Annotated in this window: 19 protein-coding genes; 8 read left to right on the top strand and 11 right to left on the bottom strand. The window is 66.1% G+C overall.

Features of this window, described 5'->3' with window-relative positions:
* Positions 1-2 precede the first annotated feature (2 nt).
* The 11 genes from WDO72_00155 to rrtA all read right to left on the bottom strand — a co-directional run bounded on the left by WDO72_00155 (position 3) and on the right by rrtA (position 9,295).
* A complete protein-coding gene (locus WDO72_00155) occupies positions 3-371 on the bottom strand; it encodes a PilZ domain-containing protein (GenBank protein ID MEJ0084069.1) in 369 nt (122 codons plus the stop codon).
* On the bottom strand, positions 368-1,306 hold the full coding sequence (gene holB, locus WDO72_00150) for a DNA polymerase III subunit delta' (protein ID MEJ0084068.1): 939 nt from the start codon (positions 1,304-1,306) through the stop codon (positions 368-370). The genes WDO72_00155 and holB overlap by 4 nt, the downstream gene beginning before the upstream one ends.
* A 5-nt stretch (positions 1,307-1,311) precedes the next feature.
* A complete protein-coding gene (gene tmk, locus WDO72_00145; protein MEJ0084067.1) occupies positions 1,312-1,956 on the bottom strand; it encodes a dTMP kinase in 645 nt (214 codons plus the stop codon).
* Positions 1,953-2,972 (bottom strand): endolytic transglycosylase MltG, encoded by a 1,020-nt coding sequence (gene mltG / locus WDO72_00140; protein MEJ0084066.1) that lies wholly within the window; start codon positions 2,970-2,972, stop codon positions 1,953-1,955. The genes tmk and mltG overlap by 4 nt, the downstream gene beginning before the upstream one ends.
* Positions 2,965-3,810, bottom strand: coding sequence for an aminodeoxychorismate lyase (gene pabC, locus WDO72_00135; protein ID MEJ0084065.1), 846 nt, complete (start codon positions 3,808-3,810; stop codon positions 2,965-2,967). The genes mltG and pabC overlap by 8 nt, the downstream gene beginning before the upstream one ends.
* On the bottom strand, positions 3,803-5,182 hold the full coding sequence (locus WDO72_00130; protein ID MEJ0084064.1) for an aminodeoxychorismate synthase component I: 1,380 nt from the start codon (positions 5,180-5,182) through the stop codon (positions 3,803-3,805). The genes pabC and WDO72_00130 overlap by 8 nt, the downstream gene beginning before the upstream one ends.
* A 13-nt stretch (positions 5,183-5,195) precedes the next feature.
* Positions 5,196-6,443, bottom strand: coding sequence for a beta-ketoacyl-ACP synthase II (fabF, locus tag WDO72_00125; protein MEJ0084063.1), 1,248 nt, complete (start codon positions 6,441-6,443; stop codon positions 5,196-5,198).
* Positions 6,444-6,524: 81 nt separating this feature from the next.
* Positions 6,525-6,764 (bottom strand): acyl carrier protein, encoded by a 240-nt coding sequence (gene acpP / locus WDO72_00120; GenBank protein ID MEJ0084062.1) that lies wholly within the window; start codon positions 6,762-6,764, stop codon positions 6,525-6,527.
* 186 nt (positions 6,765-6,950) lie between these two features.
* Complete coding sequence (fabG, locus tag WDO72_00115) at positions 6,951-7,682, bottom strand: 3-oxoacyl-ACP reductase FabG (protein MEJ0084061.1); 732 nt, start codon at positions 7,680-7,682, stop codon at positions 6,951-6,953.
* A gap of 9 nt (positions 7,683-7,691) precedes the next feature.
* Positions 7,692-8,645: an ACP S-malonyltransferase gene (gene fabD, locus WDO72_00110; protein ID MEJ0084060.1), complete on the bottom strand. Its 954-nt coding sequence runs from the start codon at positions 8,643-8,645 to the stop codon at positions 7,692-7,694.
* Positions 8,646-8,680: 35 nt separating this feature from the next.
* The gene (gene rrtA / locus WDO72_00105; protein MEJ0084059.1) at positions 8,681-9,295 is read right to left on the bottom strand and encodes a rhombosortase; all 615 of its coding nucleotides are present in this window, start codon (positions 9,293-9,295) and stop codon (positions 8,681-8,683) included.
* Between the two features lie 44 nt (positions 9,296-9,339).
* Between rrtA and gspG the strand changes: the two genes are divergently transcribed.
* From gspG to WDO72_00065, 8 genes are read left to right on the top strand one after another with little or no spacing between them, the layout of a single operon-like run.
* Positions 9,340-9,783, top strand: a complete 444-nt coding sequence (gene gspG, locus WDO72_00100) for a type II secretion system major pseudopilin GspG (protein MEJ0084058.1) — start codon at positions 9,340-9,342, stop codon at positions 9,781-9,783.
* Positions 9,749-10,360 carry a type II secretion system minor pseudopilin GspH gene (gspH, locus tag WDO72_00095; protein MEJ0084057.1) on the top strand — a complete coding sequence of 204 codons (612 nt, stop codon included), beginning with the start codon at positions 9,749-9,751 and terminating at the stop codon, positions 10,358-10,360. Before gspG ends, gspH begins: the two co-directional genes overlap by 35 nt.
* A complete protein-coding gene (gspI, locus tag WDO72_00090; protein MEJ0084056.1) occupies positions 10,357-10,986 on the top strand; it encodes a type II secretion system minor pseudopilin GspI in 630 nt (209 codons plus the stop codon). The genes gspH and gspI overlap by 4 nt, the downstream gene beginning before the upstream one ends.
* Positions 10,986-11,618, top strand: a complete 633-nt coding sequence (gene gspJ / locus WDO72_00085; protein ID MEJ0084055.1) for a type II secretion system minor pseudopilin GspJ — start codon at positions 10,986-10,988, stop codon at positions 11,616-11,618. The genes gspI and gspJ overlap by 1 nt, the downstream gene beginning before the upstream one ends.
* Entirely contained in the window at positions 11,615-12,571 is a 957-nt protein-coding gene (gspK, locus tag WDO72_00080) for a type II secretion system minor pseudopilin GspK (GenBank protein MEJ0084054.1), read from the top strand. Before gspJ ends, gspK begins: the two co-directional genes overlap by 4 nt.
* Before the next feature lie 3 nt (positions 12,572-12,574).
* Positions 12,575-13,825 carry a type II secretion system protein GspL gene (gspL, locus tag WDO72_00075; protein ID MEJ0084053.1) on the top strand — a complete coding sequence of 417 codons (1,251 nt, stop codon included), beginning with the start codon at positions 12,575-12,577 and terminating at the stop codon, positions 13,823-13,825.
* The gene (gspM, locus tag WDO72_00070; protein MEJ0084052.1) at positions 13,825-14,298 is read left to right on the top strand and encodes a type II secretion system protein GspM; all 474 of its coding nucleotides are present in this window, start codon (positions 13,825-13,827) and stop codon (positions 14,296-14,298) included. Before gspL ends, gspM begins: the two co-directional genes overlap by 1 nt.
* Positions 14,298-15,050 carry a type II secretion system protein N gene (locus WDO72_00065; GenBank protein ID MEJ0084051.1) on the top strand — a complete coding sequence of 251 codons (753 nt, stop codon included), beginning with the start codon at positions 14,298-14,300 and terminating at the stop codon, positions 15,048-15,050. The genes gspM and WDO72_00065 overlap by 1 nt, the downstream gene beginning before the upstream one ends.
* The last annotated feature ends 87 nt before the right edge of the window (positions 15,051-15,137 follow it).

Here is a 15,137-nt window from a genome sequence, read left to right as displayed (position 1 = left end):
CTCTACATCGTGTGCGTGGCTTTGTCGCCGGCGAGCGCGCCGGCCAGATAGGTCTCGATCTTCTTCTGCGTCTGACCACGGTCCTGGTCGGAGAACTGCACGCCGATGCCGGCGGTGCGTTTGCCCTGCGCGCCCTTCGGCGTGAGCCAGATGACGCGCCCGGCCACGGGCAGCTTTTCGTCTTCACCCATCAGGTTCAGCAACATGAACACCTCGTCTCCGAGGCGATAGTTGCTGTTGGTCGGGATGAACAGCCCGCCGTTCTTCACGAACGGCATGTAGGCCAGATACAGGGCGCTCTTGTCCTTGATGGTGAGCGTCAGCAATCCCGGTTTGTTTGCGCCGGTTCGCCCGGTACGGCCTTCGCTCATCGCCGCGCCCAGCGCCACAGCAGCGCTTCAACCGCCATGGTCTTGTTGATCGAAGTGTGGGAAAGCTTGCGCATGTCGCGAACGGCGTCCGAGAGCTCGAATAGGCGACATATGTTGGGTGGGAAACCCTGCCCTGACAAGTGCGTTACGTCGCGAATTGGCGCGGATTCGAGGATACGTTCTGTGACCCAGCTCTCAAGGCACGAGAGGCGGATGCCGAGCTCACCTTTCGCCCAGCGTTCCGCGACCGCGGGTGGCTGAAGATTGCCGCTGCCGATGTCGCGCAACGTCGCCATCGTGTCGCGATGAAGCTGCGCGATCGCAGCCGGATCGGCGTCCAGCAACGCAAACGGCCCCGCTCCGGTCGCCGCCAGCGCCTCTGCCCAGGGACCCGCGCCGCGCGCCGCCTCGAGGTATGAAGCGGCCGCCTCGCGCGAGGGCCCGACCAGTCGCAGGCGCGAACAGCGGCTGCGCAGCGTGGGCAGCAGCCGGGATGGCTGACTCGTCACCAGCAGCACCAGGGTCCGCGCCGGTGGCTCCTCCAGCGTCTTGAGCAATGCATTCGCGGCGAAGTGATTCATTGCTTCCGCGGGCGAAATGATGGCGACCTTGTAGCCTTGGCCGTGCGCCGTGAGCGACAGATCCGCCGCGAGATCGCGCACCGCTTGAATGAGGATCTGCGTCGAATCGCCTTCAGGCGAAAGACGCGTGACGTCCGGATGCTGGTCGGCGGCGATCCAGCGGCATTGCTGGCATTCACCGCAGGGCGCGCGCGCCTTCTCGCGGCAGTTGACGGTCTGGGCGATCCAGCGCGCCAGCTCGAGGCCACCCGCTCCCGGGTCTTCATGGATCAGCAAGCCGTGCGCGAGTCGATCGCCGGCGAGCGCTGCGCGCACTTCGCGGCGCGCGTCCTCGAACCACAGGGGCAGCGACACGGCGCTCAAACCGTCACGGGGTCGAGGCCGAGTTTTTTCTCGAGCGCGGCGAGGGCCGCATCGCAGACCTGGTCGAGCCGCGCGGTCGCGTCGATGACGCAAAACCGTTCGGGAGCCAGGCGGGCGAGCTCGAGATAACGACTGCGCACGCGATCGAAAAACTGCGCCGATTCGATCTCGAAGCGATCCATCGCACCGCGCCGCGCCTGCATGCGTTCCAGCCCGATACGCACGGGGACATCCAGCAGGATGGTGCAGTCCGGCGCCAGATTGCCTTGCACGGTCTGCGCGAGCTGATCGATCAGTTTGCGATCGACGCCGCGGCCGCCGCCCTGGTAGGCGTGCGTCGCATCGGTGAAGCGATCGCACAACACCCACTCGCCGCGCGTGAGCGCCGGACGAATCAGGTTGTCGATGTGCACCTGGCGCGCGCCGAACATCAGCAGTGTCTCGGCGGTGGCGCTGATGTGTTCCTCGCCGCGATCGAGCACCAGTGTCCGGATGCGCTCGGCGACCTTGGTGCCACCGGGCTCGCGCGTGGCGTGAATCGTGATGCCGCGCCCACGCAGCGACTGCGTCAGCCGGTCGGCCACGGTGGTTTTTCCGGCGCCCTCGATGCCCTCGAGGGTGATGAATCGGGCGGGCGTCATCGACGTTGATCCCTGAGTCGCTTGAGGTATTGCGCCACGGCGGCATTGTGCGCTTCGAGTGTCGACGAGAATACATGCGAGCCGTCGCCGATCCCGGTGGCAACGAAGAAGATGTCGCCGGTCTCCACGGGCCGCGTCGCCGCCACGATGGCTTCGCGCGACGGCAACGCAATCGGTGTCGGCGGCAGTCCTGCGCGCGTGTAGGTGTTGTAGGGAGTGTCGGTGCGCAGGTCGCGTTCGCGGATGTTGCCGTCGTACGAGGAACCGATGCCGTAGATCACGGTGGGGTCGGTCTGCAAACGCATGTTCCGCCGCAGTCGCGTCGTGAACACGCCTGCGATTCGCGGCCGCTCGCTCGCGAGGCCGGTTTCCTTCTCGACGATCGACGCCAGAATGAGTGCGTCGTATGCGTTCGCGAGCGGCAAGGCGGCGGCGCGTGTCGTCCAGGCCGCCTCCAGGGCCTCGGACATCTTGCGGTACGAGAGCGCATACAGATCGCGGTCGGTGGTGTCAGCGGCAAAACGATAGGTGTCGGGATAGAAGCGGCCTTCGGGGTGTTCACCGCCGTGGCCGATCGCCGCCATGAGCTCGGAAATCTCCTTGCCGCGCAGCGTCACCTTGATGCGCGGATGCGCTTCGATGACCCGGCGCATGTCGGCGAAGGTCCAGCCTTCGACGATGGTGAGCGACTCGAGTACGACGCGCCCTTCTTCGAGCTGGCTCAGGATCTGCTGCGGGGTCGCGGCGGCGGGGATTTCGTAGTGACCCGTCTTGACCTGCGGCCAGCCGCGCACGCGCAGCACCAGCTCCACCGCGCGCCGATCGGCGAGCGCGCCCTTGGCGTCGAGATCGGCGAGCACCGCGCGTACCGTGGCTCCCGGCTTGACCAGGAGATCGACCGACTGCAGATGCGGACCCTCGGTCCGCATGATCGCATTGGCCCGCTGCCAGTAGATAGCCGCCGCGGCGCCGGCCACCAGCAGCAGGACGACCAACGACCAGAGCAGCTTACGCATCGAGAGGCTCGATGTTCGCCGCCAGCGTCCGCGCCAGGTTGCTCATGAACGAATGCTCACCCACGCGGCGCAGCGGCACAACTCCGATGCGTGCGTTGGTGATGAAGACCTCGTCCGCCGCCAGAAAATCGGCCAGCGGCATTCGACGCTGCTCGCAAATGATTCCAAGCGCCGCCGCCTGACGCAGCACCACGCTGCGCATGACGCCGGCCACGCCGCAACGGTCGACGGGTGGCGTGTTGAGCCGCCCTGCTATCACCGTGAACACATTGCTCATGGTTCCACAGACGATATTTCCCGCCGCGTCGAGCAGCAGCGACTCGAACACCAACTCGTGGCCGGGCTCGGCAGCCGCGAGCACGTTTTCGAGCCGGTTGAGATGTTTGATCCCGGCCAGCACGGGATTTTCTGCGAGCCGCAAGGACGCGATGCGGGCGTCCGCGCCTTCCATGAGTGACACGGGGGACGGCGCAGCGAACAAGGTCAGCACGCGTCGCGGTGGAAAAGTGCCGCGCGGCGCATAGCCGCGCCGCGGTCCGCTGCCGCGCGTCACGATGAGTTTGAGAATGGCCGCGGCCGGAGCATGCGCCACGGCACGCGTTATCTCGGCGCGCAGATCGGCCGACGCAGCGAACCGGATCCCGAGCCGCTGGCAGCCGAGATCGAGCCGTGCGAAATGCGCGTCGAGAAAACGGGCGCGCCCGTTGCGCACGAGGATCGTCTCGAACAGGCCGTCACCGTATTGCAGCCCGCGATCATCCAGCGGCACGGAGTTGGCCGCGATGCCATCTACCCAGCTGCCGAGCACCTCCGCGCCGGGTCCTTCAGATTCAGCCATGGGGTGCCTCGAACGCTCGCAACATGCCGCGCGCCTTCGCGCGGGTCTCTTCCAGTTCGCGTTCCGGCACCGAATCCGCGACGATGCCGGCGCCGGCCCGCAGCTCGATGTGGCGTCCATTCACGCTGAGCGTGCGGATCAGGATGTTGAAATCGGCATCGCCGTCGGTTCCTAACCACCCGAGCGAACCGGTGTAGGCACCGCGCCCCTCGCCTTCGAGCGCGGCGATGACCTGCATGCAGCGCACCTTCGGACAGCCGGTGATCGTGCCGCCCGGAAACAGCGCGCGCAGCGCCGCCACCGCCGACGCGTCGGCGCGCAGCCGGCCGCGCACGTTGGACACGATGTGATGCACATGCGCATACGACTCCGTGACCATGTATTCGTCCACCTCGACGCTGCCGGGCTCGCATACGCGGCCGAGATCGTTGCGCTCGAGGTCGATCAACATGACGTGTTCCGCGCGTTCCTTCGGATGCGCCACCAGTTCCGAGGTTTCGCGCGCGTCCTGTTCGGCGCTGCCGAGGCGCGCGCGGGTACCGGCGATGGGTCGCGTGGAGATCTCGCGGCCGGTGATGGCGAGCAGCCGCTCGGGCGAGGATGAAAGGATGGTCATGTCGCGAAACCGCACGCTGGCCGCGAATGGCGCGGGATTGGCGGCGCGCAAGGCGGTGTACACGTGCGCTTCATCCGCCGGATCGCTCAACGTGAGCCGCCACGGACGCGAAAGATTCGCCTGGTAGATGTCGCCGGCCGCGATGTGTTCCTTCGCCGCGTGAACGCGCTCGATGAAAAACTGCGGTGCCTCTTCTTCGAGTTTCGCCAGCGGCAGCTGGCGGGGCTCTTCAGCGGCGCCAGGCTCCGCGGCTGCCTGCAGATCTTCGATGAGGCGGCGCTGTGCCTCGATTTCACCGGCGGGCGAAACGGCATAGACGCGGTCGCTCGCGACATCGTGGATCGCGAGCGTGTCGACACGCAGGGCGAACGCCGACAATGGCGCCGCCGCGCGCGGCAGTTTCAGGCGCCGTTCGATTTCCGCGGCGACTTCGTAACCGAGGTACACGATCCAGCCGTCGACGAATGGCAGACCGCCGCGTGTGCTGCGTTCGCGGTGCTCGCGGCGAGTCCAGGCTTCGAGCTCATCGAGAAAGCCACCCTGCGTGAGCGTAATGCCACTCGCGCCGAGACTGCCGTCCGCATCGCGCCAGAGCGCGGCACGCGGCGCCGCCGTGAGCAGGCTGAACCGCGCCAGTGGACCGTCCGCGGCGCTGTCGAACAACACGGGATACTGCGCGGGCGACAGCGTCGCCAGCGTGCGCAACGCGGAGCCAGGGACGGCGACGGTCTCGATCAGGGGCGCGCGGGCGTCCACGCGAAGCCGCGCTTCAGCCCTTGAAGCGGCGGAAGATCAACGAGCCGTTGGTGCCGCCGAATCCAAAGGAGTTCGACAGCGCCGCCTCGATTTCGAGCGGACGCGCCGTGTTCGGCACGTAGTCGAGATCGCAGTCCGGATCGGGCGTGTGGTAGTTGGTCGTGGGCGGCGCCACCCTGTCACGGATGGCGAGGATCGAGAAGATCGCCTCGACTACGCCGGCCGCGCCCAGCAGGTGCCCGGTCATCGATTTCGTCGAACTCACCGGCAGCTGGTAGGCGTAATCGCCGAACGCGGTCTTGATCGCCACGGTTTCGGCCTTGTCGCCGAGCGGCGTGGAGGTCGCATGCGCGTTCAGATAATGGATGTCGCTGGGATTCATCTTCGCGTCACGCAACGCGTTTTGCATCGCCAGCCGCGCACCGGCGCCGTCTTCAGGCGGCGCGGTGATGTGATACGCATCGCTGCTCATGCCGAAGCCGATGATCTCGGCGTAGATGCGCGCGCCACGCGCCTTCGCGTGTTCGAGCTCTTCGAGGATCACGGCGCCACCGCCGTCACCCATCACGAAGCCATCGCGATCCTTGTCCCACGGGCGGCTCGCGCCCTGCGGGTCGTCGTTGCGTTCCGACAGCGCCCGCGCCTGGCTGAAGCCCGCCAGTGCCGTGGGAGTCGTCGCGCACTCGGAGCCGCCGGCGATGATGATGTCCGCATCACCGTACTGGATGCAGCGCATGCCGAAACCGATCGAATGGGTCGACGTGGTGCACGCACTGACGACGCCCAGGTTCGGTCCGCGCAACCCGAAGCGGATCGACAGGTGTCCGGCGACCATGTTGCCGATGGTGCTCGGAATGTAGAACGGCGAGGTCTTCTTCGGGTTGTGGGTGCGTTCCCAGGTGATGGCTTCGTCTTCGATGCCGGCGAGGCCACCGATGCCCGAACCCATGATGGCGCCGCAGCGGTCGCCATTCTCCGCCTTGAAGTCCAGACCCGAATCCGCCACCGCCTGGATACCCGCGCCCATGCCGTAGTGCATGAACGGATCCATGCGCCGGGCTTCCTTGGGCGAGATGTAGGCCGCGACGTCGAAGCCTTCCACTTCGCCGGCGAAACGCGTGGCGAACGGAGTTGCATCGATGCGGGTGATCGGCTTGATGCCACTGCGGCCGGCCAGGATGGCGGCCCACGCAGTTGCGACATCACTCCCTACTGGCGAAACGATACCGAGCCCGGTAACGACGACACGTCGCGTGGACACACTATCCTCTAAGAAGTGAGGGCGAATGGAATGCGGTGGTTGCGCGGGTCATGGCCGGCGCAAGGGTCCGCGGGAAAGGTCTCAGGACTTGCGGCGATCAGAGATGTAGCTGATTGCCTGGCTCACGGTGGTGATCTTCTCGGCGTCTTCGTCCGGAATCTCGATCTCGAACTCTTCTTCGAGCGCCATCACCAATTCGACCGTGTCGAGCGAATCGGCGCCGAGGTCATCGACGAACGAAGCGTCATTCACTACCTGCTCTGCCTTGACGCCCAACTGTTCGGCGACGATCGCCTTCACCTGCTGTTCAACCGTGCTCATTTCTGATTCGCCCTCAATAGGATGTTTTTTCTGCTGCGTATCCCCGGGGAACCGCAGCGGGCGCGTATTCTAGGGCAACGATTGCGCCGCCGCCACGCCGTCAAATCGTGAGTGCTTGTTTTTGTTTGTTTTTCGATGGTTTGCCTGTTGCAAACTCCCAACGAATAGGCTCCGGACGCCCCGATCTCACGACATGTACATGCCGCCGTTGACGTGCAGCGTCTCGCCGGTGATGTATCCGGCCCCCGGCGAACACAGGAAAAGCACTGCCTGCGCGATGTCGTCGACCGTTCCCAGCCGCGCCATCGGCACCTGGGCCGTCAACGCGGTGCGTTGTTCGTCATTCAGGGCGCGTGTCATGTCGGTATCGATGAATCCCGGCGCCAGCGCGTTCACCGTGATGCCGCGCGAGGCAATTTCCTTGGCCAGCGACTTGGTGAAACCCAGGATGCCGGCCTTCGCAGCCGCATAGTTGGCCTGCCCTGCGTTGCCGGTAAGACCGACGATGGAGGTCAGCGACACGATGCGCCCGCGGCGCTCCTTCATCATGCGCTTGAGTACGCCCTTCGAGAGCCGGAACACGCTGGTGAGATTGGTCGCGATGACCGCATCCCAATCATCCGGCTTCATGCGCAACAGCAGCGTGTCGCGCGTGATCGCGGCGTTGTTGATCAGGATGGTCGGCATCTCGCCGCGCGCATCCAGGTCGCCTAACAGGCCGTCGATGGAGGCTGCGCTGCCGACGTCGAGCACCGCGCCGCGGCCGTTGCTTCCAAGCCACGATGAAATACCCGCAGCGCCCGCCTCCGAGGTCGCCGTCCCGATGACCTTGGCACCGGCCTGGCTCAAGGCGCGGGCGATGGCCTGACCGATTCCACGGGAAGCGCCCGTCACGAGCGCGATGTCATTTTGCAGCATGTGTCCTTCTCAGGCGAAAGCCGCCAGCGCGGCATCGAAGTTGTCGGGAGATTCGAGCGCGAAGGTCTGCGTGTCGCCGCCGCGCGTGATGCGTTTGACGAGGCCCGCCAGCACTGCGCCCGGCCCGCATTCGACGATGCGGGTGGCGCCGCTGGCGGTCAGCGCCGTCACTGTGGATGTCCAGCGCACGGGGCTCGACAGCTGGCGGCCCAGCAATGCGCGGATGTCGTCTGGAGCGCTGTGTTCCTGCGCATCGACGGCGCTCACGTAACGGATCCGCGGTGCACGAATGTCGAGGGCGGCGAGCCGTTCGCCGAGCTTGATACCAGCGGGTTTCATCAGACTGCTGTGCGACGGAACGCTGACTGGCAGTTCGAGCGCGCGTTTGGCGCCGCGCGCCTTGGCGGCTTCGATGGCGCGCAACACGGCGGCCTTCTCGCCCGCGATCACGACCTGCCCGGGTGAATTGAAGTTGACCGCTTCGACTACGCCGCCGCCGGCGGCCGCGTCGCGGCAGGCCGCTTCGACGTCGGCATCTTCGAGACCTAACAACGCCGCCATCGCGCCGGTGCCGGCCGGCACCGCCTCCTGCATGGCCTGACCGCGAAAGCGGACGAGGTCGACGCAGCTGGCGAAATCGATCGCCTGCGCCGCGACCAGCGCGGTGAATTCGCCGAGGCTGTGCCCCGTGACGGTTCCGGGCAATGGTCCGCCCCGCTCCTGCCACACGCGCCAGGTCGCGATACCCGCGACCAGCATCGCCGGCTGCGTGCGTTCAGTGGCGTTCAGCGCTTCGGCGGGGCCATTCGCGCACAGTTGCCACAGGTCGTAGCCGAGCACCGTCGACGCCTCGTCGAAAGTGGCGCGTACGGTGGGTGACACGTCCGCAAGTTTGGTGAGCATCCCCACCGACTGCGAACCCTGGCCCGGAAATACGAATGCGATCGAGTTGTTTGCTGGCATGGGCGCGAAGTATAGCGGCTCGCCTTCGTCAGTCCTCACAGTGGCTCGCGCCGCGATTTGAGGAAAACGGCGAGTACGAGTCCGCCTACGGCGCCATAGAGGTGTGCATCGACGATCGTGTGGGCGGCGCCCGAGAAGGGCATCGAGCCGGCGATCTGCTCGTAGGAAAGTTTCGCGACGATGAAGATCGCGAGAATCCAGCCATCGAGATCGCGGCGTCTGAGATGTGCCAGCGTGCCGGCAGTCATTACGCCATGCAGCGCGCCCGAGGCACCGACATACCATTCGAGTTCGGGATTCAGGAACCACAGCCCGGCGCTGATCGTGAGCGCGGCAAACAAATAGATAGCCAGCCAGCGCAGCGGCGAGTAATCGCGCGCGAACAGCGCCCACATGAGCACCACGCCCAGTCCGTTGAGCAGCGCGTGTCCGGCGTCGAGGTGTACGAAGTGCGCGGTCAGCAGCCGCCACCACTCGCCGCCGCGGATCGCGGCGCGGTCGAAACTGCCGGCATTACGCACGGCGTCGCCGCCGAGCTCCGGCAGCGCCAGCAGCAGGCAGACCGCGAGCAGAGCCACGCCGTAGCCGCGGTCGCAATTGAGCGACTTGAGTACCGCGGTTAACCCTTTATCGGGAGGTTCAGCGTTCATTTGCTATCATTCGCCACCGATTTTTCCCTCCCCTCGGGGTCTTCATGCATTCGCGAATTCATCGTGCCGCGCGCGGCTTCACGCTCATCGAGATCATGGTCGTCGTGGTCATCATCGGCCTGCTCGCGGCGGTGATTCTGCCCAATATTTTCAGCAACCTCTCCAAGGCGCAGATCACCAAGGCCAGGAGCGACATCCAGGCCATCGAAGGTGGCCTGACGATGTACAAGCTCGACAACTACAAGTATCCGAGCACCGACCTCGGTTTGACCGCGCTCGTGCAACGGCCGAACGATCCGACGGTGCGCAACTGGCGCGAAGGTGGCTATCTTAAACGCGTCAGCAACGATCCCTGGGGCAACCCGTACCAGTACGTCTTCCCGGGAACGCGCGGACAGGATTTCGACCTGTATTCGTTCGGCGCCGACGGCCAGGAAGGCGGCGAAGGCGAAAATGCCGACATTGGCAACTGGAACCTCGATCAGTAACAGGGCGCGCGCAACGGCCGCGCGTGCGCGCGGCTTCACGCTCATAGAAATCATGGTGGTGGTCGTCATCATCGGCGTCATCACGGCCGTATTCATCGTCACCTTCACCGGCGGCCGCCACGACGAACAGCTCGAGCGCGAGGCGCAGAAGCTCGAGGCGCTGTTCGATTACACGCGCGAACAGGCGGAACTGCAGACGCGCGACTACGGCTTCCGCATCAGCGACCGCGAATATTCGTTCGTCGTGTTCGACGTGCTCGCCAATCAATGGCGGCCGGTCGAGGAAGACGATTCGCTGCGCACGCGCCAGTTCCCGGAAGGCATCGAGCCGACGGTGGTCGTCGAGGGCCGCAAGATCGTGCTCGACGTGAAGAAGAAGGACGTCGAGGATTTCGTGCCGACCATCCTCATCTTCGCCAATGGCGATCTGTCGTCTTTCGAAGTAAACCTGCAACGCGAAGGCGGTGGCGAACACGCCCGCCTCTATTCCGACGAACAGACCAACATCCGGCTGTTGTTGCCGGGCGAGACCGAACTCACCAAATACCCGCCGGTCCGCGCGGCGCGTGCGCCATGAAAATCAGGCGCAGCCGCGGCTTGCCTCGCGGCTTCACCCTGATCGAGGTGCTGATCGCGCTCGCCATCGTCGCGATGGCCGTCGGCGCCCTGCTCGGCACGCTGACTTCCGCCGCGAGCAACATCAGTTACCTGCACGACAAGACGCTGGCCGAATGGGTGGCGCTCAACCGGCTCACGGAAATCCGCATTGCGCAGCAGATGCCCGACCGCGGCAAACGCTCCGGCAGTGCCGTGATGGGCGGCATGCGCTGGCAGTGGGAGCAGGAGGTCGTCGAGCTGCCGGTGAAAGGCATGTTCCGGGTCGACGTACGCACGCGGCCCACGGGCGAAGCCGTCGACGATTCACGCGACGTCCAGAAGCAGACCGCGCAGAAGGAGCCCGACAGTTCGCCGAGCGGTGGCGAACTCGACAAGCTCTCCTGGTCGACGACCGTGACGGGCGTGGTCAGCGCGGCGCGCTCGGATCGGCTGCAACCGATCGCGACGCCGTATCGCGGCAACATCACCGGCGCGCCTAACAACCGGGGTCCCGGCGCTCCGGGCAACACACCGAACCCCCCGGGCACTCCCGGCAAACCGGGCAGTCCTGCCAACCCCGACAATCCGCCGCAGACGGACCAGTGATGCGTCGCGCCGGTTTCACGCTGGTCGAGGTCATGATCGCGATCTTCATCGCCGCGGTGATGTTCGCCATCGGATATCGCGCGCTCAACCAGGGTCTGGTTTACAACGAATCCCTCAAGGTCTCGCAGGCGCGCGTCACCGAGATCCAGCGCGGCATGCGCGTCATCGCGCAGGATTTCGCGCAGGTCGCGGCGCGCGCCGCGCGCGACACGCAGGGCACGGGCCAGCTGCTGCCGGCCATCAGCGCCGACAACCGCGATAACACGCTGCTGGTGTTCACGCGCACGGGGTGGAGCAATCCGGCCGGCGTGCAGCGCCCCGCCGAGCAACGCGTGCGTTACCGCTTCATCGACGGATCGCTGGTGCGCGAACACTGGCTGGCGCTCGATGCGGCGCTGGCCGCGGAGCCGCGCCAACGCATCATCCTGACGCGACTCAAGACGGTCGAAGTGCGCTTCCTCGACCCGGCGTCGCGCACCTGGCGCACCGAATGGCCGGTGATCACGTCGAGTGGCCCGGTCAGCCCCGCCAGCATCGACGAGATGTTGCTCGCGCGGCCGCTCGCGATCGAGCTCACACTGGTGCTCGAGGATTGGGGCCGCGTGCAACGTGTGTTCGAAGTGCCCACGTGAAACACGTTCGTCAGCGCGGCGTCGCATTACTCGTGGCGATCACGATCTTCGCCATCGCGACCACCCTGGCCGCCGCCATCACTTACAACAAGGCGATGGCCGCGCGCCGCGCGGCCGCGTCGTTCACGCTCGAACAGGCGCTGCAGGCGGGCATGGCCGCCGAGGCGCTGGCCGACATCGCGCTCGAAAGCAGCGGCAACGCGGCGCGCACCACGCCCGATCAGGAATGGGCGCAGCCATTTCCGCCGACCGAGATAGAAGGCACCGGGGTGTGGATCGCGGCGACCGTGGAAGACCTGTCCGCGCGCTTCAATCTCAATTCCGTCGTGATGTGGGACGCCGCCACGGCGAGCTTCGTCGCCAACCCGGATCAAGTCGCCGTGTTCCAGCACCTGCTGCGCACTCTCAACATCGATCTGCGCTACGCGGATTTCCTGGTCGACTGGATAGACACCGACATCGCGCCCTATGGCCAGGGCGGCGAAGACTCTCTATATCTGTCGCAGACGCCGCCTTATCGTCCGCCGAACACCTTCATCACGCACACCTCCGAGCTGCTCGCCTTTCCGGGTTTCGGCCCCGAGAACTACGCGAAGATCGCACCCTACGTCGCGGCGCTGCCGAACGACGCGAAGGTCAACGTCTGCACCGGTCTCGGCCTGGTGCTCGATGCCGCGCGCAACGATGGGTCGACGGAGTTCGCCGACGCAGACCTTTCGAGCAAAGGGCAACGCAGCGCCGGATGTTTCCCGACCAAGACCGTTTTTTCCGTCGCGATCGGCGACCCGAACCTCAAAACCAAGGCCGAAGACCGGGTCGAGGAAACGTCGCAGTGGTTCCGGCTGCGCACCAACATTCGTATTGGCACTGCGGAGTTCGTTTTGTACAGTGTTCTATTCCGCGAGTCCGGCAGCAAGGTACGTACCGTCCAGCGCAGTTTTGGAAGTGAATAACCGATGAGCGAGACCCTGGTAATCCATCTGCGCGACGGCGCCCCGGCACGCTGGATGGTGTGCAACAGCGACGGCCAGGTGGTGGTCAACGCCGTATCGGGCGAACTCGCGCAGGCGACCGCCATGAGCACCGGCCGGCGCGTCGCGGTCATCGTGCCGGCCGGCGACGCGCTCGCCACCGACAGCGACGCGCCCGCGAAGGGTGCGACGAAACTTGCGCAGGTCGTTCCCTATGCGCTCGAAGAACGCGTCGCCGACGAAATCGAAAACCTGCACTTCGCGATCGGCGAACGTTCCGCGGACACGGGCCGCGTTCCGGTCACCGTCGTGCAGCGTGCGCGCCTCGAAGCGTGGCTCACGCAGCTGCGCGCCGCCGGGCTCGCTCCGTCGGCTATCTACCCGGAATCCACGTTGCTGCCGGCCATGCCCGGCCAGCTGATCGTATTGCTCGATGGCGATTCGATCACGCTGCGCGCCGCCGAAGGCCCGCCCCAGGTGTTGCCCGCACTGTCGATTCCCGATGCGTTCGAAATGGCGCTTGCGTCGCAGGTTTCGGCGGTCGCCGGGCTCGAGCCCGCCCCGCTCGGCCTGTTGCTGTACTCCGGGCATGACGAGTGGGAAGCCCACCAGCTGCAGATCGATGCGTTGCGCGACCGCTTCACCGGCGTGAAGGTGCAGCTGTTGCCCGCGGGTCCGCTGGAGGTGCTCGCACCCGCGGCCGCCGGTGGCGAGGCGGTCAACCTGCTGCAGGGCCCGTTCGCGGTGGCGTCATCGCTGCAACAGGGCTGGAATTCCTGGCGCATCGCCGCGATTCTCGCCGGCGCCCTGCTCTGCCTGCACATCGGCGCGCGATATTTCGAACTGTCGGGTTTGCGCAAAAGCGAAGCCGCGCTCGACACCAGCATCCAGCAGGTCTTTCGCACGGCGATGCCGGGCGAGCAGAACGCGACCAATGCGCGTCGCCGCGTCGAAAAGCGTCTGGCCGAAATCCGCGGTGGCGGCGGCGGTGGCGCACTGCTGCCGGCATTGTCCGCCGTGGCGAATGCGCGCTCCGCGTCGCCGTCCGCCAGGATCGAGGGCATCACCTTTCGCGACGGCACGCTGAACCTGCGCATCAACGCGCCAGACGCTGCCAGCCTCGACGCGATCGGCCAGCAACTGCGCAGCAGCAGCTGGAAGGCGGACATCCTGAGCGGCAGCGCCAGCGGCGACAGCTATAGCGGCCAGCTGCAGATCCGCAAGGCAGGTGCGTGATGCGCGCCTGGTATGAAAACCTCTCCGAGCGCGATCGCCGCATCGTCAATATCGGCGTTCCGGTCGTGCTGGTGCTCGCGCTGCTGGCCATCATCGTGCCGTTGAACGCCCAGATTTCGCTGGCGCGCAAGCGTATCGCGACCAAACAAGGCGACCTGGCATTCATCCAGAGCGTCGCGCCGCAGGTGGCGGCCGCGGGTCCGGGTGCGGCAGGCGCCGCCACCGCCGAATCGCTCGTCGTGCTGATCGACAGTTCGGCGCGCGAGAGCGGCCTCGGCAAGGCGTTGTCGAGCAGCCAGCCCACCGGCGACAAGGGGTTGCGCATCCGTCTGGACAAGGCACCCTTCGATGCGCTGGTCGCGTGGCTGGCGCGCCTGTCGCAGCAGCACGGCGTCCGCGTCGAATCGGCGGAAATCGAGTCCGCCGGTGAAGTCGGCCTGGTGAACGCCGGCCTGGTCCTCAAGGCCGGCTGATGAAACGCGGCGCGATGCTGCTGACCGTCATCGCCGGGCTTGCCGTGTTCCTGGTCATCCTGGCTCTCTATCTACCCGCTTCCTGGTTCTCGTCGGCCCTGCCGCCGCAGGCGCGTTGCGCCGAGCTCGGCGGTTCGGTCTGGCACGGCGAGTGCCTCGGGCTGGTTGTCGGGAACAACACGCTCGGCGATGCCACCTGGAACCTGGCGCCCGTCGCCGCGCTGGTCGGCACGCTGCGCGGCGACGTCGACGTACGCGGCGGCGTGCTCAGCGCGCGGGCGGACGTCGATACGAACCTGTCGGCCGTCGGCGAGGTGCGCAATATCGTGGCGCGTTTTCCGCTCGATCCCGCGTTCATCGCGGATCTGCCGCCCGACAAACGCGGCAACATTTCCATCGATCTCAAGCGCGTAGTGTTCGGCGCGGCGCACGCGCTGCGTCAGGCGGAAGGAACGATCGAATTGACCGAGCTGCGCCAGGTGGGCGCGCGGCCGCTCGATCTCGGTTCCTACCGGCTGGTTTTCGACGGCGCCACGCAGGCCGACGGCAATGTGGTCGGCAAGGTGCGGGATATCGGCGGGCCGTTCGCGATCGACGGCACGTTGACGCTCACGCCACCCAATTCCTATCTAGTCAGTGGGTTCATCACCGGTCGCACGGCACAGGCGGAATCCCTGGTGCGCGATATTTCGCTGGGCGCCCGCCCGGATGCCTCCGGCCGCACCACCTTCTCGTTCGAAGGCTCGTTCTAGGGTGCCGGGGTGCAATTCTCGTAATTAAGTGGACGGTTGCTCTAACGCGCGCGCCGGCTTAATTACGAGAATTGCACCCCGGCACCC

The organism is Pseudomonadota bacterium (assembly GCA_037200975.1).
In the GTDB taxonomy this organism is placed as follows: Bacteria; Pseudomonadota; Gammaproteobacteria; order Steroidobacterales; family Steroidobacteraceae; genus CADEED01.
This window is presented reverse-complemented; position numbering and strand designations above follow the sequence as displayed.

What these genes read in the sequence shown, in the direction of transcription:
- rrtA (MEJ0084059.1), bottom strand. Translation starts at nt 9,295, where the DNA reads ATGAACGCTGAACCTCCCGATAAAGGGTTAACCGCGGTACTCAAGTCG.
- pabC (MEJ0084065.1), bottom strand. Translation starts at nt 3,810, where the DNA reads ATGGCTGAATCTGAAGGACCCGGCGCGGAGGTGCTCGGCAGCTGGGTA.
- fabG (MEJ0084061.1), bottom strand. Translation starts at nt 7,682, where the DNA reads ATGCTGCAAAATGACATCGCGCTCGTGACGGGCGCTTCCCGTGGAATC.
- acpP (MEJ0084062.1), bottom strand. Translation starts at nt 6,764, where the DNA reads ATGAGCACGGTTGAACAGCAGGTGAAGGCGATCGTCGCCGAACAGTTG.
- gspJ (MEJ0084055.1), top strand. Translation starts at nt 10,986, where the DNA reads ATGCGTCGCGCCGGTTTCACGCTGGTCGAGGTCATGATCGCGATCTTC.
- mltG (MEJ0084066.1), bottom strand. Translation starts at nt 2,972, where the DNA reads ATGCGTAAGCTGCTCTGGTCGTTGGTCGTCCTGCTGCTGGTGGCCGGC.
- gspM (MEJ0084052.1), top strand. Translation starts at nt 13,825, where the DNA reads ATGCGCGCCTGGTATGAAAACCTCTCCGAGCGCGATCGCCGCATCGTC.
- WDO72_00065 (MEJ0084051.1), top strand. Translation starts at nt 14,298, where the DNA reads ATGAAACGCGGCGCGATGCTGCTGACCGTCATCGCCGGGCTTGCCGTG.
- WDO72_00155 (MEJ0084069.1), bottom strand. Translation starts at nt 371, where the DNA reads ATGAGCGAAGGCCGTACCGGGCGAACCGGCGCAAACAAACCGGGATTG.
- gspH (MEJ0084057.1), top strand. Translation starts at nt 9,749, where the DNA reads ATGCCGACATTGGCAACTGGAACCTCGATCAGTAACAGGGCGCGCGCA.
- gspI (MEJ0084056.1), top strand. Translation starts at nt 10,357, where the DNA reads ATGAAAATCAGGCGCAGCCGCGGCTTGCCTCGCGGCTTCACCCTGATC.
- gspL (MEJ0084053.1), top strand. Translation starts at nt 12,575, where the DNA reads ATGAGCGAGACCCTGGTAATCCATCTGCGCGACGGCGCCCCGGCACGC.
- gspG (MEJ0084058.1), top strand. Translation starts at nt 9,340, where the DNA reads ATGCATTCGCGAATTCATCGTGCCGCGCGCGGCTTCACGCTCATCGAG.
- fabD (MEJ0084060.1), bottom strand. Translation starts at nt 8,645, where the DNA reads ATGCCAGCAAACAACTCGATCGCATTCGTATTTCCGGGCCAGGGTTCG.
- tmk (MEJ0084067.1), bottom strand. Translation starts at nt 1,956, where the DNA reads ATGACGCCCGCCCGATTCATCACCCTCGAGGGCATCGAGGGCGCCGGA.